This window comes from Campylobacter sp. FU_497 (genome assembly GCF_025772425.1).
Classification (GTDB): Bacteria; Campylobacterota; Campylobacteria; order Campylobacterales; family Campylobacteraceae; genus Campylobacter_D; species Campylobacter_D lari_C.
This window is the reverse complement of record NZ_JAKMSC010000001.1, coordinates 83,413-97,971: the sequence shown is the minus strand read 5'-3', so window position 1 is coordinate 97,971 and position 14,559 is coordinate 83,413. Positions and strand designations below refer to the sequence as shown.

At 28.4% G+C, this 14,559-nt stretch carries 16 protein-coding genes; 14 read left to right on the top strand and 2 right to left on the bottom strand.

Annotated features, from left to right (window positions below):
- From uppS to truA, 4 genes are read left to right on the top strand one after another with little or no spacing between them, the layout of a single operon-like run.
- Complete coding sequence (uppS, locus tag L8W68_RS00505) at nucleotides 1–669, top strand: polyprenyl diphosphate synthase (protein ID WP_263674584.1); 669 nt, start codon at nucleotides 1–3, stop codon at nucleotides 667–669.
- Nucleotides 666–1,415 carry a prepilin peptidase gene (locus L8W68_RS00500; protein WP_263674583.1) on the top strand — a complete coding sequence of 250 codons (750 nt, stop codon included), beginning with the start codon at nucleotides 666–668 and terminating at the stop codon, nucleotides 1,413–1,415. The genes uppS and L8W68_RS00500 overlap by 4 nt, the downstream gene beginning before the upstream one ends.
- Nucleotides 1,412–2,437 carry an LptF/LptG family permease gene (locus L8W68_RS00495; RefSeq protein ID WP_214100351.1) on the top strand — a complete coding sequence of 342 codons (1,026 nt, stop codon included), beginning with the start codon at nucleotides 1,412–1,414 and terminating at the stop codon, nucleotides 2,435–2,437. Before L8W68_RS00500 ends, L8W68_RS00495 begins: the two co-directional genes overlap by 4 nt.
- Nucleotides 2,437–3,171 carry a tRNA pseudouridine(38-40) synthase TruA gene (gene truA / locus L8W68_RS00490; protein WP_263674582.1) on the top strand — a complete coding sequence of 245 codons (735 nt, stop codon included), beginning with the start codon at nucleotides 2,437–2,439 and terminating at the stop codon, nucleotides 3,169–3,171. Before L8W68_RS00495 ends, truA begins: the two co-directional genes overlap by 1 nt.
- On the opposite strand, the gene L8W68_RS00485 is transcribed toward truA, so the two are convergent.
- Nucleotides 3,125–4,003: an EamA family transporter gene (locus L8W68_RS00485; RefSeq protein ID WP_263674581.1), complete on the bottom strand. Its 879-nt coding sequence runs from the start codon at nucleotides 4,001–4,003 to the stop codon at nucleotides 3,125–3,127. The two genes, truA and L8W68_RS00485, sit on opposite strands and share 47 nt — an antisense overlap.
- A 1-nt stretch (nucleotide 4,004) precedes the next feature.
- On the bottom strand, nucleotides 4,005–4,457 hold the full coding sequence (locus L8W68_RS00480; RefSeq protein WP_263674580.1) for a methylated-DNA--[protein]-cysteine S-methyltransferase: 453 nt from the start codon (nucleotides 4,455–4,457) through the stop codon (nucleotides 4,005–4,007).
- Between the two features lie 109 nt (nucleotides 4,458–4,566).
- On the opposite strand from L8W68_RS00480, the gene L8W68_RS00475 reads away from it, so the two are divergent.
- From L8W68_RS00475 to L8W68_RS08200, 10 genes are all read left to right on the top strand, one after another.
- On the top strand, nucleotides 4,567–5,814 hold the full coding sequence (locus L8W68_RS00475; protein WP_263674579.1) for an ankyrin repeat domain-containing protein: 1,248 nt from the start codon (nucleotides 4,567–4,569) through the stop codon (nucleotides 5,812–5,814).
- Nucleotides 5,811–6,557, top strand: a complete 747-nt coding sequence (locus L8W68_RS00470) for a short-chain dehydrogenase/reductase, subgroup 5 (protein ID WP_039618550.1) — start codon at nucleotides 5,811–5,813, stop codon at nucleotides 6,555–6,557. Before L8W68_RS00475 ends, L8W68_RS00470 begins: the two co-directional genes overlap by 4 nt.
- 16 nt (nucleotides 6,558–6,573) lie before the next feature.
- Nucleotides 6,574–8,286 carry a Na+/H+ antiporter NhaC family protein gene (locus tag L8W68_RS00465; RefSeq protein ID WP_263674578.1) on the top strand — a complete coding sequence of 571 codons (1,713 nt, stop codon included), beginning with the start codon at nucleotides 6,574–6,576 and terminating at the stop codon, nucleotides 8,284–8,286.
- Entirely contained in the window at nucleotides 8,287–9,327 is a 1,041-nt protein-coding gene (gene trmA / locus L8W68_RS00460) for a tRNA (uridine(54)-C5)-methyltransferase TrmA (protein ID WP_263674577.1), read from the top strand. It begins immediately after the preceding gene.
- A 54-nt stretch (nucleotides 9,328–9,381) separates the two neighbouring features.
- Nucleotides 9,382–9,804: a MarR family winged helix-turn-helix transcriptional regulator gene (locus tag L8W68_RS00455; protein ID WP_318529678.1), complete on the top strand. Its 423-nt coding sequence runs from the start codon at nucleotides 9,382–9,384 to the stop codon at nucleotides 9,802–9,804.
- 11 nt (nucleotides 9,805–9,815) lie between these two features.
- Nucleotides 9,816–10,988, top strand: a complete 1,173-nt coding sequence (locus L8W68_RS00450) for an MFS transporter (protein WP_263674576.1) — start codon at nucleotides 9,816–9,818, stop codon at nucleotides 10,986–10,988.
- A 68-nt stretch (nucleotides 10,989–11,056) separates the two neighbouring features.
- Nucleotides 11,057–11,416, top strand: coding sequence for a CoA-binding protein (locus L8W68_RS00445; protein WP_052243414.1), 360 nt, complete (start codon nucleotides 11,057–11,059; stop codon nucleotides 11,414–11,416).
- A 2-nt stretch (nucleotides 11,417–11,418) separates the two neighbouring features.
- The gene (gene ilvA, locus L8W68_RS00440) at nucleotides 11,419–12,630 is read left to right on the top strand and encodes a threonine ammonia-lyase (protein WP_012661672.1); all 1,212 of its coding nucleotides are present in this window, start codon (nucleotides 11,419–11,421) and stop codon (nucleotides 12,628–12,630) included.
- Nucleotides 12,631–12,673: 43 nt separating this feature from the next.
- Entirely contained in the window at nucleotides 12,674–13,165 is a 492-nt protein-coding gene (locus tag L8W68_RS00435; RefSeq protein ID WP_263674575.1) for a PAS domain-containing protein, read from the top strand.
- An 8-nt stretch (nucleotides 13,166–13,173) separates the two neighbouring features.
- Nucleotides 13,174–14,550, top strand: coding sequence for a methyl-accepting chemotaxis protein (locus tag L8W68_RS08200; protein ID WP_318529695.1), 1,377 nt, complete (start codon nucleotides 13,174–13,176; stop codon nucleotides 14,548–14,550).
- Nucleotides 14,551–14,559 lie beyond the last annotated feature (9 nt).

The following is a 14,559-nucleotide window of genomic DNA, read 5'->3' as shown; positions in this document are numbered from 1 at the left end:
ATGAATGAATTAAAACATCTTGCTGTGGTAATGGATGGCAATAGAAGATGGGCTAGAAAAAATGGACTTTTAGAAAAAATTGGCTATAGTCAAGGTGCTAAAGTTGTTGAAAAAATCATAGAAGTATGTATAGATGAAAAAATTCAAAATTTAACCCTTTATGCTTTTAGTACAGAAAATTGGCAAAGACCAAAAGAAGAAGTGGAGTTTCTTTTTAAACTATTAAATAAATATCTTGATGAGTCTTTAAATAAATTTGTAGCCAATGAAGTGCGTTTTAAAGCTATAGGAAATTTAAGTCTTTTAGATGAATTAACCTTAAAAAAAATACAAAATTTTCAAGAACAAACTAAAAATTACACAAAATTATGCGTTAATTTAGCTATTTCTTACGGAGGTAAGGATGAAATAGTTAGAGCGGTTAAAAAGGTGATTGAAAAAAATCTTGAAATTAACGAAGCAAATATACAAGCAAATCTTGACTTAAGCGAGGATGTGGATTTGTTTTTAAGAGTAGGGAGTGCTAAAAGAATTTCAAATTTTTTATTATGGCAATCAAGTTATGCAGAAATTTATTTTAGTCAAACCTTATTTCCTGCACTTACTAAAAAAGAAATCGCAAATATTATTACTGAGTTTAAAAAACGCAAAAGAACCTTTGGTAAATGATATTTTTCTTTTTATTACTAGGACTTTGTGTTGGTTCTTTTGTTAATGTTTTGATTTTAAGAACGATTAATAAAGAAAGCATAATAAGTCCAAGATCAAAATGTCCTAAGTGTCTTAAAACTTTGAAATTTTATCATCTTTTTCCTTTGTTATCTTTTGTATTTCTAAAAGGCAAATGTGCTTTTTGTAAGGAAAGAATTTCTTTGATTTATCCTTTTAATGAATTTCTTTGCGCGTGTTTGTTTGTCTTTGCTTTTTATTTAATCGAAGATGTTTTTCAAATTTTAATTTTTGCTTGTATGCTAGCTATATTTTTAGCACTTTCTTGGATGGATTATTATTTAAAAGCAGTGAGTGAGCTTTGGCTTTGGATTTTATTTATTTTAGCTTTTTGTTTTGATTTTTTACAAAATGGTTTAAATTTAGAGGATTTTCAAGATAGCTTTTTGTTTCGAGTGTGTTTTGGAGCGGGGTTAATTTTCATACTAAAAAGTGTGATTAATTTTATTAAAAATTTTAAAAAAAGAGATGAAATTTTAGAAAGTTTAGGGGAAGGTGATGTTATAATAATAGCTTTGATTTTTGGAATTTTTGGCTATGAAAAAGGCTTTTTAATTTTATTTATTGCAAGTTTTTTAAGTCTTTTGATGTTTATAAAAATAGCCAAGAAAGATTATCAAATGCCTATGATTCCTTTTTTATTTTGCGGAATTTTGATTAATCTAAGTGTAGAAAGTATATTATGAAACTAGTTTATAAGTATTTGCTTAATCAGTTTTTAAGCACAATGTTGTCTTTATTTTTTACTTTATTTATTATTGTTTCGATTATATTTTTTATACAACTTGCTAAAATTACTGCTTATATTGAAATTACTTTTTTTGAATTAATCAAATTATATATTTTTCTTTTACCAAAGATATTGATTTTTACTTTACCCATATCTTTTTTCATTGCTTTAACTTTGGCCTTTTATAGACTTTCTAGGGAAAATGAAAGCACAGTGTTGTTTGCTTTGAGTATAGCTCCAAGTATGATAGCAAGTTTTTTTGCAAAAATTGCAGCTTTAGTAAGTGCTTTTATGCTTGTGGTGGTTTTGGTTTTTATACCTATATCTTTTGAACTTTTTGATAATTTTGTAGATTATAAAAAAATTAGCGCTAAAGTAAGCATAAAAACAGGAGAATTTGGACAAAGATATGGGGAATGGCTTGTTTTTATCGATGCTAAAAATTCTGATGAAACTTATAAAAACATCATAATGTATCATCCAAAGAAAAACCCACAAGATAAAGAACAAGTGATTTTAGCCAAAGAAGGAAAGTTAGAAACCAATGATGGGGTTATTACTTTTAAGCTAGATGAGGGAAAAGCTTATGAGATTAAAGAAGAAGATTGGCATATTTCTAGTTTTAAAAATTTATTAATTAAAAGCAAGCTTTCTTCTAAAGAATTAAATACTCAAAGTTTTTATGGGTATTGGTCTGATGTAACAAGCAATAAAGAAAAAGCAAAAGAATTTGTTATTTATATTCTTATAGCTTTATTCCCTTTAGCTAGCGTGCTTTTTGCACTCTCTTTTGGTATAGTAACTTATCGTTATGAAAAAGGTTTTGCTTATTTTGGAATTTTTGTGATTATTTTTGCTTATTTTACGCTTTTGATTAGTTTTTATAATCCTCCTTTTGTAGCTATTGCTGTGATTTTTTCAAGCTTTTTAATTACTTCTTTGTTTTATTTTAAAGCAAAAATTGCAAGTAAGTATTAATGCTTTTAAAATTAACTTTTTCTTATGATGGTTCTAAATTTCAAGGTTCAGCCACTCAGCCACATAAGCTTAGTGTCCAAGATGCTTTAGCGCAGGCCTTGTCGCATTTGGGTATTTATGAAAAGCCTTTATTTGCTTCAAGAACTGATAAAGGTGTGCATGCATTTAATGCAGTCGCTTGTGTAAAAGCGGGAGAACATTTTAAAGATTTTGTATATTTAAAAAATAAAATCAATCATTTTGCGCACCCATTTATACATATAAAGCATATTCAAAGAATGCAAGAAAATTTTCAAGTGCGTTTTGATGTGCAAAAAAGAGCATATCGCTATATTATAAGTCATGAAAAATATAATCCTTTTTTAGCCTCATATGTGTATTTTTATCCAAAAATAAATATTAAATTAGCCAAGGAAATTGCATTTTTATTTGAAGGAGAGCATGATTTTAAACTTTTTCAAAAAGAAGGCTCTGATAATAAAACAAGCATAAGAAAAATGTATAAAACTAGAGTTTATGCTTATAAAAATTACACTGTGTTTTATTTTGAAGCAAATGGTTTTTTAAGATCACAAATTAGAATGATGATGGCAAGTATTTTAAAAGTATTAGAAGGAAAAATGAGCCAAAATGAGCTTTTGGAGCAAATTAATGCTAAAAAAGCTCATTGTAGATTTTTAGCTCCTGCTAGTGGTTTGTATTTGAGTAAGATTTCTTATTATAATAATGCATGATTTTTTTATGTATAAAAAATGAAAAAAGAATGATTAAAGTCCCCATACAAAAAGGTAGCAGCTCTACATCTACTCCAAAAATACTCATGTTGATAAAAATACTTATAGGTATAATGGCATTATTCATCAAGGCTAAAACTCCACTATCTACTTCAGTAGAGCCTTTATTCCATAAAAAATATCCAAGTCCTGAAGCAATAGTCCCAAGATAAATCAAGGCTATCCAAGAACTTAAATTGGATGGCAAATTATTATAATCTCCAAAAAATAAAAATGCAGGTAAGGTTATACTGGTTGCGCCTAGATAAAAATAAGCAAAAGCTTCTTTTTGGCTTAAATTTGTATTTTTTTCTAATAAAATTTTATAAAAACTTTGTCCAGCTCCAAATACTAAATTAGCCCCTTGAATAAGTAAAAATCCATATAAAAAATTAGAGTTAATATTATCAAATTTAACTACAAAAGCACCCATAATGCATATAAAAATACTTATAAAATATAAATATCTAAGATTTTTTGAAAAAAGCCCATAAAAAAGTACAACATAAAAAGGTGTAAAAATCGTAAAAAGCGCTACTTCGCTTACACTTAAATATAAAAAAGAATGATAATAAAATAAATTCATCACGCCAAGTTGCAAAGCCCCAATGCTTATGAGTTTTAATTTTAAATGCAAATTTATCTTAAAATTTAAAAAAGGTAAAAATACCAATAAAGACAAAAAAACTTTTGCAAATGCTGCAAAAAAACTATCCATTTCTAAGGTAATAAAATGCCCAATTAATGGAAAAGAAAAAGCCCAAATAAAACTTGCTAGCAATAAGCTTGGCATTTTAAAGTGCGCCTTCTAATTTAAGTAAAGCCTCTTTGATAAATAAACCACCATTGTATCCACCTAAGTGATTTTTAGCTACTACTCTATGGCAAGGTATAAAAATTGCAAGTTTATTTTTAGAATTTGCATTACCTACTGCTCTAAAAGCTTTTGGATGATTGATAAAAGAAGCAATTTCTTGATAAGTTTTAGTTTGCCCATAAGGAATTTTTATCAAAGCTTTATATACCTTTTGTTCAAATTCGCTTCCCTGAAGAACTAGGGGAGTGTTAAAAGCAAAAAGCTTTTTGTTAAAATAAAGGTCTAGTTCTTCTAAGGCTTGTTCTAAAACAGGGGGTTTATCTTTAGTAAAATCAGGCTTATATATAGTAAAATCAACATTAATAAGCTTATCTTTATCACTTTGTAAAAGAATATAAGCAAAATTAGCCTTGTAAAAACTTTGATACATATTTTTCCTTATTTAAAAGCAAGCATTGTATGAATTTTAAATTAATTAATTGTTATTAAAGCAAAAATTTAGTTAAAATAGTGATTTAATTTATATTCAAGGAAAATATTTGAAGATTTTATTATTTAGTTTGATTATAAGTTTAAATGCTTTAGCTTTGGATTATAGTTGTGAGTATGTTAAGGAAAATAAAGCTGATTTTTTTAAAGAATTTGAGCCAAAAAATACACAAGATTTTGCTCAAGTGGATTTAAATTGTGCTTTTTCTTTAAAAAACCATCAAATCACAAAAAGATTATATGAGCTTGCTAATGAAATTAGAGGAAGCAATAGTGCTTGCATGGGTGGAGAATATTTTAGTGATTTGAGAAAATTTGATTTTAAATTATTAGAAATTGCACTTGATCCACAAGGCTATCAAAAGACTTTGCAAGATCCTATAATACTTGAAGAAAAATTTGCAAAATTAAAAGCGTATTTTAGATTTTGGGCTTATCAAAGCATTGGAAATTTTAAACTTTTTAAGGAATTTTGGAAAGAATATAATAATGCGATTAATCCTTTAACAAGATATTTTCAAAAGGAATTTAATTTAGATAAAGCAAGTGCGATTTATTTTGCTAGTAATGCTTTGAATGAATTTTTAAACTGGGCGGTTGGCGAGACTAAAATCTTTAAAGATATTTCAGATTTTGAAAAATTTGTAGCTAATAAAAATAACTCTTTAGAGCAGATTAAAGAGTATATTTATACTAAAAAAATTAGTAATTTAGAATTAAACAATGGTTTTAAATCAGCCTTGTTAAATATTAGAGAAAGTGAGATTATAAGAGAATTTATCAAATTGGGTGTAAAAATAAATGAAGGTTATGAGTCTGCTTTATTTTTTGCACTAGATAATGCAGAAAATGTTAAGCTTTTGCTTGAAAATGAAGCGGTGGTTGATTATAAAAATTCTTTTGGAAAAACACCTTTGTTTTATGCTGTTGAATATAACAACTATAAAGTTGCCAAGCTTTTGCTTGAAAATGGTGCAAATGTAAATCAAAAATACATTAATGATAATGAAAAACTTTCTATTGCCAGTATGGGAAGTAATACGCCATATTTTATCACCTTATGCGCGCTTGAGCATACTTCTAAAAATATCTTTATGCATGGGGCAAATTATGCTGATGTAAAAATGCTTAAACTACTTATAGATTATAAAGCTAATTATAAAGAAATAGATGATTTAGGATTTAATGCTCTTGATTTTGCCATCATTGCAAAAAAAGAAGAAAATATTAAATTTTTAAAAAAACTTGGTTTAAAAGAAAATGAAAATTTGATGTTATATGAAGAGGCGCAACCATGAAAATTGCTTTAATAACAGGGGTAAGCTCAGGCTTTGGATTAGAAAGTTTAAAAGCTTTGATAGAGCTTGATTATAAGGTTATAGCCATAGCAAGACGCAAAGAAAGATTAGAAAAACTACAAGAGCTTTATGGGGATAAAATTTATCCTATCGTGCTTGATGTTAGGGATAAACAAGCAGTTTTTACAGCAATTGAAAATTTACCTCAAGATTTGCAAAATATTTCTTTGCTTGTTAATAATGCAGGTCTTGCTTTGGGTTTAAATGAGTTTGATTCTTTGGACATTGAAGATATTGAAGCCATGGTAGATACTAATATCAAAGGCTTTTTATACATAGCAAGAGCTACTTTACCTTTACTTAGAAAGGCAAAAAATGCTCATGTGATTAATCTTGGTTCAATTGCGGCAAATGTGCCTTATTATGGAGGTAATGTTTATTGTGGTACAAAAGCTTTTGTAGCGCAATTTTCTAAAGCTTTAAGAACGGATTTGCGCGGAAGCAATATAAAAGTAACTAATATAGCACCAGGGCTTTGTAAAACCGAATTTAGTGAAGTGAGATTTAAAGGTGATATTAAAAAGGCTGATGAGGTTTATGAAAATACTAAATATATTAAAGCTGAAGATATAGCAAAAATTATTACTTTTATTATTAGCTTGCCTGAGCATATTAATATTAACGAAATTGAACTTATGCCTGTGACTCAAACATGGGCAGGAACTTTTAGCGAGAAAATATAAAAACTTAAGGAAAAATATGAAAATTTTTTATTTATTATTAGCTCCTTTATTGTTATTTGCTGATGCACAAGCAAATGCAGAGCTTTTTGGAGTTTGGACGCTTTTACCACCGGTGATAGCTATTATTTTAGCTTTTATTACCAAAGATGTAGTGCTTTCGTTGTTTATTGGTGCATTAAGTGGTACTTTTATGCTAGGACTTATTGAAAATAGCATTTATCATGCTATTATTGCTTCTTTTACAGGCTTTATTTCTAAAGTGGTAAATGCTATGGCAAGTCCGGGTAATGCAGGAATTTTATTACAAGTTTTAACTATAGGCGGGGTTGTAGCTCTTATTACTAAAACAGGTGGTACAAAAGCAGTTGCGGTTTGGCTTTCTACTAAAGCTAAGCAGGCAAAAAGCTCACAATTTGCTACTTGGTGTATGGGGATTTTTATTTTCTTTGATGATTATGCTAATTCATTAATCGTAGGTCCTATCATGCGTCCAGTGACAGATAAATTTAGAGTAAGCCGTGAAAAACTTGCTTTTATTATGGATGCAACTGCAGCGCCAATTACCGGTCTTGCTATCATTTCTACTTGGATAGGACTTGAAATTTCTTTGATTCGTAGCGGATATGATCTAATCGATAATGCAACTTTTGCGCATTTAGGTATAGTAAAAGAAGAAATCAATGCTTTTGAAATCTTTGTACAAACCTTACCTTATAGATTTTATAATCTTTTTATGTTGATTTTTGTTGTTTTGACTATTTATACAGGTAGAGAATTTGGACCTATGTTAAAAGCTGAGCTTAGAGCTAGAGCGGGTAAATTTTCTCATGGTCATGAGCAAATTGATAATATAGAAGATAAGGTTTTAGAGCCAAAAGAGCATGTAAAATTACAAGCTTCTAATGCTATTATACCTTTAGCTGTTTTGATTGTATTTTCATTTATAGGTTTTTATTTTAGTGGTTATAATGCCCTAGATGATGCGAGTATTAAAACACAAATTGATGCAGCACCGCTTAGTTTATTTGCCTTTAGAGAAACTTTTGGTGCAGCTGATGCTTCTGTAGTATTGTTTCAAGCAGCACTTTTAGCTACCATAGTAGCTATTATTTTAGGAATGTATAGAAAAATATTTACTTTAAAAGAGGCTATTGCGGTTTGGACTCATGGTTGGAGAACTATGATTATGACTGTGATTATTTTACTTTGTGCGTGGTCGTTAGCTTCTGTGATTAAGGATTTAGGAACTTCTAAATATTTAATTGATTTATTTTCAGATAAAACACCTATTTACTTGCTTCCTACAGCAATTTTTATTTTTGCTTCTATTATTTCTTTTTCAACAGGAACTAGTTATGGGACTATGGGTATTTTAATGCCTTTAGCTATTCCTTTAGCTATGGCTGTTGGGGTTCATAATGAATTAAGTGGAGCAGAGTTGCACCAATATATGATTATTAATATTTCAGGGGTTTTAACAGGAGCTATTTTTGGAGATCATTGCTCGCCAATTTCTGATACCACGATACTTTCATCTATGGGAAGTAAGTGCGATCTTTTAGCTCATGTTAGCACGCAAATGCCTTATGCTTTGAGTGTTTGTACTATTAGTATTCTTTGTGGTTATTTACCAGTAGCACTAGGACTTAATGTATGGCTAGGGCTTGTTTTTGGAATCTTAGCTATGATAGCTTTACTTTTTGTAGTTGGCAAAAAGGTAGATGCATAGATGCATTTTGAAGAAAAAATTGCTTTAAATAAAGCATTGTTTTCTTCTTTATATGATGGAGAAATTCAGTGCTTTGAATCACCTTTAAAAGCTTATAGAACTAGGGCAGAATTTTCTATATATCATCATGAAAATGGGGAAATTTCTTATGCAATGTTTGAAAATAAGAAAAAAATTCCTATTGAAAAATTTGATATAGCAGATGAAAAAATTCAAAAACATATGCCTATTTTATTAAATAATCTAAATGAAAATTTAAAACAAAAGCTTTTTGGAGTAGAGTTTTTAGCTACAAAATTAGATTTAAGTATAACTTTACTTTTCCATAAAAATATAGAGTTAATTGCACAAGATTTACAAGAATTAGCAGAAAAATTAAATCTCAAACTCATAGCAAGAAGCAGGGGTAAAAAACTTATATTTAATGGGGAAAATTTAAGACAAGCTTTAAAAATCAATACAAATGAATTTTTATATGAGTTTAATAATGATTGTTTTATCCAGCCTAATACTTTTATCAATGAAAAGATGATTGAATGGGTTATATCTTGTATTGGAAGTGATTTTAAACAAGATTTATTAGAGCTTTACTGTGGTTATGGAAATTTTACTATAGCTTTAGCAAGAAATTTTAACAAAGTTTTAGCAACTGAAATTTCTAAAAAAAATATCGAATTTGCTTTAAAAAATTGCGTTTTAAATTCTATTGAAAATATAACTTTTACAAGGCTTTCTAGTGAAGAGTTAAGTCAAGCTTTGAAAAAAGAAAGAGAATTTAACCGCTTAAAAGGTATAGATTTAGATAGCTTTAAAATATCTCATGTTTTGGTTGATCCTCCAAGAGCAGGGCTTGATCTAAGCGTGATTGAACTTATTAAAAATTATGAAAATATCATTTATATTTCGTGTAATCCTATCACTTTAAAAGAAAATCTTGAAATCTTATGTCAAAGTCATGAAATTTTAAATTTAGCTTTTTTTGATCAATTTGCTAATACTCCTCATCTTGAATGTGGGGTACATTTAAGAATAAAAGCTTAGTATAAGTTAGAATTTATACAAGCTTTGTTATTATAAAAATAGTTGATTTAATCAATTAATTTTTATAAAGGATTTCTTATTTTATTTCAAAAAATTACTTATACAAATAGAAAAATACTCTATAAAGTCAATGAAATTTTAAAACCCTTTGGACTAAAATCAAGTGATTGGAGGGTTTTTGTATATTTAAATCAGCATGGTTATAGCACTTTAGCTCCAATATGTGAGTTTTATCAGATGGATAAAGCTATACTTTCTAGAGTTGTTTCTAAATTAGCAAAACTTGAATATATAGAGTTTTTAAAAGCAGATGATAAAAGAGAAAAAATCATTACTTTAAGCGTTAAAGGTAAAGAAATTTTTTTAGATGCAAATGCTTATATAAGAAAATACGAAAGAAATATTTTAGATATCTTAGATGTAAAAGATCAAGAAAGACTTTTAAAATTACTTGATTATATCAATGAGAAAATTTAAAAGGTTTTTTCATGGGATTAAGTAAAAAATATAATTTATTTAATGTAAATTTTTTCTGTATTTTTGGGATAAATTTTGCTATTTGTCTTGTTTTTTATATGAGTACTATTTCTAGTACAGATTATGTTTTAGGTGTTTTAAACCTTCAAACTAGCACCGCAGGTCTTATCATGGGAGCTTTTGTTATAGGTGCTTTGCTTTCTAGACTTTATTTTGGTTCTATAATCGATGATGTTAATATAAAAAAGGTTATAGTATTTTCACTTTTGTTTTATCTTTTTATTAATTTACTGTATTTGAAATTTTATAATGTATATTTTTTAATTTTAATACGCTTTTTAGCAGGGGTTTGTTATGGAATTTGCTCTTGTGCTTGTGGGGTAGCTATTGCTAGGATAATACCTAGCAATAAAAGAGGAGTTGGAATAGGATATTATGCTACAAGCGTTGTTTTAACTTCAGCCTTAGGGCCTTTTTTGGCTATAAAACTTGACTCTATCAATCAATTTTGGCTTAGTTTTTTAATAGCTTGTTTGAGTATTGTCTTTGCATTAGTTTTATCTATTTTTTTAAAAGTAAGAAGATTTAAAAAACATCATCATACAAAAAGAAAATTTAGTATTTATAATTATTTTGAAAAATCAGTTTTAAATTTAGCCTTAGTGACTTTTTTACTCGCATGTCCTTTTGGTGCTATTATAGCTTATATGAGTGCTTATACCCAAAGTTTAAATTTAGCTTTTGCTGGATCTATGTTTTTTGTAATATATGCTGGGTTTTCTATGGTTTTTAGACCACTTGCTGGTAAAGTGTTTGATAAATATGGTGCTAACATTGTGATGATTTTTTCCTTTTTGAGTTTTATAGTGTGTTTGCTTTTACTTGCTTTTGCATTAAATTTTTATATGATTATTTTAGCTGGAGTTTTTTGTGCGTTAGGTTATGCTAATGCTACTTCAAGCGCTCAAGCTTTAGCTATAAAACTTGCACCTAAAGAAAAAATGGGCTTGGCTAATTCTACATTTTTTATAGCCTTAGATTTTGGTATAGGAGTAAGTCCTTATTTGCTAGGCATTATAGAGCCAAGTATAGGTTTTGCTAATGTTTACGCTTTTTGTGCTTTATTAGTTACAATGGCTTTGATTTTGTATTGTTTATTGGTTGTAAAAAAAGCTTCTTATTAATTTGATTTTAGATACAATGCTTTAAAAAGGAAAAAGCATTGTGCGATAGTTATAAAATACTAAGTACTATGAAAAATATAGCCATCATAGGACTTAGCCCTAATCAAGATAAACCTTCTCATTTTGTAAGTAAATATTTACAAGATTTAGGTTATAAAATTTATCCCATCTATCCTAAAGAAGATTTTATTTTAAATGAAAGAGTTTATAGAAACTTAAAAGAAATCCCTTTTGAGGTTGATACGGTTGTAATGTTTAGAAAAGCAAGTTTTGCAAATGAAATTTTTGAAGACCTTTTAAGTAAAAAGATTAAAAATTTTTGGATGCAACTTGGCATTATCAATGAAGAAATAATGCAAAAATGTAAAAAATATGGTATAAATTGCGTTCAAGATCGTTGTATTAAAATAGAACTACAAAAAGGATAATCATGGTTGAATTAAATAAAATTTATCAAGCGAAACAAAAAATTGCAGATTTTGTATTAAAAACCCCTTTTGTGCATTCTTCTTTTTTGAGTGAGTTTTTAGAAACTGATGTTTTTTTAAAATGTGAAAATTTGCAAAAAACAGGTGCTTATAAAATCAGAGGAGCTTATAATACAATAGCTAATTTAACTAAAGAACAAAAACAAGCAGGTGTAATAGCTGCAAGTGCAGGAAATCACGCACAAGGAGTAGCAATTAGTGCTAAAAAATTTGGCATAGAAGCTGTGATTGTTATGCCTGAAGCTACGCCTTTATTAAAAGTAAGTGCGACTAAAAATTTAGGTGCAAAAGTGATTTTAAAAGGGGATAATTTTGACGAGGCTTATGCTTATGCACTAAATTATGCTAAAGAACATCATTTAAATTTTATTCATCCTTTTGAAAATGAAAGTATTATAGCAGGACAGGGCACTTTAATGCTTGAAATGCTTGATGAAATAAGTGATTTGGATATGATTTTAGCTCCAGTTGGTGGAGGAGGTTTGATTAGTGGAGTGGCAAGTGCTGCTAAGCAAATTAATCCTGCTATAAAAGTCATCGGAGTGAGTGCTAAGGGAGCTCCTGCGATGTATGAGAGTTTTAAAAGCAAAAAAATGATTAATTCAAAAGCTGTTAGAACTATAGCTGATGGCATAGCAGTGCGTGATGTGAATAAAATTAATTTTGATATTATTCTTGAATGTGTTGATGATTTTATTCAAGTTGATGATGAAGAAATAGCTAATGCAGTATTGTATTTACTTGAAAAGCATAAAATTACAGTCGAAGGAGCAGGAGCATCAGCAGTTGCCGCACTTTTGCATAAAAAAATAGATTTGAAAAACCATAAAAAAATCGGAGTGATTTTAAGTGGTGGAAATATCGATGTGCAAATGCTAAATATCATTATAGAAAAAGGTTTATTTAAAGCTTTTAGAAAAATGCTTATTAATGTTACTTTGATTGATAAGCCGGGTGCTTTGAGTGCTTTAAGTGATGCTATTAAAGAAGCACAAGCTAATATAGTTAAAATTGATTATGATAGATTTTCAACTAAGCTTGAGTATGGCGATGCGATGATTTCAATTACTTTAGAAACTAAAGGAAAGGAGCATCAAGAATTAGTTAGAAAGATACTTTATGATAAAGGTTTTAATTTTAATGAAATTTTATGATAAATGAAATATAATATTTTGTAAATAAATAATAAGGAAAAAAATGTCGCAAGAAAAAATTTTAGAGCCAGATACACTAATAACCTCTAAAACAGATTTAAAAGGGGATATTATTTATGCTAATGATGACTTTTTAAAATACGCAGGTTATAAAATGGAGGAAATTCTATATAAACCTCATAATATAGTGCGTCATCCTGATATGCCAAGAACGGTTTTTAAGTGTTTGTGGGATTATATACAAGATGGAAAAGAAATTTTTGCCTTTGTGAAAAATAAAACCAAACAAAATGATTATTATTGGGTTTTTACTAATGTTACAGCCTCATTTGATGATCAAGGAAATATTATAAATTATTATTCAGTAAGAAGAAAACCTAAAAGAGAAGCTATACCGACCATAGAGCAAGTTTATAAAATTCTTTTAGAAGCAGAAAAAAGCGGTGGAATAAAAGCTGGTGTAGAAGAACTTGTCAAAATAGTTAATTCTTATGGTATGAGTTATAATCAACTAATCTTAGAGCTTCAAAAATAGTGAGGTGGATGATGAAAAAAATAATATATAGTGGAGTTATTTTAAATGTTTTGGCAATACTTTGTGCTTTATATTTTAAAGAATATTTTTCAGTAGGATTTTTCGCGCTTTTGTTGTTAGTATTTGTTTTTGGTGCTTATTTAGAAAATTCCAATGAACAATTTGTGGATAAAATTTTAAATTTAAGTAAAGAATTAAAAAATGGAAACTTTGATGGACGTGTAGTTTATATTAAGTGTAGCGACAAAAAACTTAAACAAATTGCTGATAATCTTAACAATACCATAGATGGCTTAGAGGCTTATTTGAGAGAAATTAATACTTCTATTGCTTGCTCACAAAAAGGGGAGTATTTTAGAAGAGCTATTCCTGAGGGATTGAAAGGGATTTTTGTTCATAATATTAAATTCATCAATAAAGCATTAGATGATATAGAAAAAACAGGAAAGTCTGTTTTTAAAAATGCTTTATCAAGAAAATTAATGGATTTAAGTTTAAATAATCAAAATCAAAATTTGATTAATGTTTCTAATGCTTTAAATAATAATATAAAACTAATGAGGGAAGTTTTTGGAGATATTAAGGTTATCTCAGATACTGCGCAAAAAAATGGAAAAGAAGTCGATGAGCTTAAATCTTCAGTGGATATGATGATGGAGGTTGCCGAAGAAAGTAAAGGCGTGATTAATACTTTTGTTTCAAATTCTCAAAATATTAATTCTATTGTAGGTGTAATTAGAGATATAGCAGATCAAACAAATTTGCTTGCCTTAAATGCAGCTATTGAAGCTGCACGTGCAGGAGAGCATGGAAGAGGTTTTGCGGTAGTTGCAGATGAGGTAAGACAACTTGCTGAAAAAACACAAAAAGCAACTGGCGAGATTACCTTGGCAATTCAAGTAATGAATCAAGAGATTGGCTCTATACAAGAAAATAGTGAAAAAGTTTATGATATTGCTAATTCTTCGGATACTAAAATTTTAGATTTTAGCAAAGCATTTAAAGAGCTTGAAGATAAAAGCTTGCATTTAGGAAGAGAATTTGTGGGTTTTGCTTCTAATTTAACTCTTTCTGCTATGAAGATAGATCATATTTTATATAAATCTGATGTGTATTTAACACTTAATGGATCACAAGAAAAACTTCAAAACTTAGATCCTATTTCTACTTTATGTAAAGATGAAGATGCTCAAAGTGTATTTTGCTCGCTTGTTTCGCCTAAGGAATTAGATATTAAACGTGAGTTGATACAAAATAAAGCTAATACCGCGGTTGAACTTTCTAAAAATGAAAATATTGATAAAGATACATATGATGCAATAGTTTATGATATACAAGAGTTAGAAAAAGAAAGTAAAGCTATTATGGATAAACTAGAAGCTTAATGAGCTTCT

Excerpts from the sequence above, each read along its gene's own strand:
- uppS (WP_263674584.1), top strand. The coding sequence starts at position 1 with ATGAATGAATTAAAACATCTTGCTGTGGTAATGGATGGCAATAGAAGA.
- L8W68_RS00500 (WP_263674583.1), top strand. The coding sequence starts at position 666 with ATGATATTTTTCTTTTTATTACTAGGACTTTGTGTTGGTTCTTTTGTT.
- L8W68_RS00495 (WP_214100351.1), top strand. The coding sequence starts at position 1,412 with ATGAAACTAGTTTATAAGTATTTGCTTAATCAGTTTTTAAGCACAATG.
- truA (WP_263674582.1), top strand. The coding sequence starts at position 2,437 with ATGCTTTTAAAATTAACTTTTTCTTATGATGGTTCTAAATTTCAAGGT.
- L8W68_RS00485 (WP_263674581.1), bottom strand. The coding sequence starts at position 4,003 with ATGCCAAGCTTATTGCTAGCAAGTTTTATTTGGGCTTTTTCTTTTCCA.
- L8W68_RS00480 (WP_263674580.1), bottom strand. The coding sequence starts at position 4,457 with ATGTATCAAAGTTTTTACAAGGCTAATTTTGCTTATATTCTTTTACAA.
- L8W68_RS00470 (WP_039618550.1), top strand. The coding sequence starts at position 5,811 with ATGAAAATTGCTTTAATAACAGGGGTAAGCTCAGGCTTTGGATTAGAA.
- L8W68_RS00465 (WP_263674578.1), top strand. The coding sequence starts at position 6,574 with ATGAAAATTTTTTATTTATTATTAGCTCCTTTATTGTTATTTGCTGAT.
- trmA (WP_263674577.1), top strand. The coding sequence starts at position 8,287 with ATGCATTTTGAAGAAAAAATTGCTTTAAATAAAGCATTGTTTTCTTCT.
- L8W68_RS00450 (WP_263674576.1), top strand. The coding sequence starts at position 9,816 with ATGGGATTAAGTAAAAAATATAATTTATTTAATGTAAATTTTTTCTGT.
- L8W68_RS00445 (WP_052243414.1), top strand. The coding sequence starts at position 11,057 with ATGAAAAATATAGCCATCATAGGACTTAGCCCTAATCAAGATAAACCT.
- ilvA (WP_012661672.1), top strand. The coding sequence starts at position 11,419 with ATGGTTGAATTAAATAAAATTTATCAAGCGAAACAAAAAATTGCAGAT.
- L8W68_RS00435 (WP_263674575.1), top strand. The coding sequence starts at position 12,674 with ATGTCGCAAGAAAAAATTTTAGAGCCAGATACACTAATAACCTCTAAA.
- L8W68_RS08200 (WP_318529695.1), top strand. The coding sequence starts at position 13,174 with ATGATGAAAAAAATAATATATAGTGGAGTTATTTTAAATGTTTTGGCA.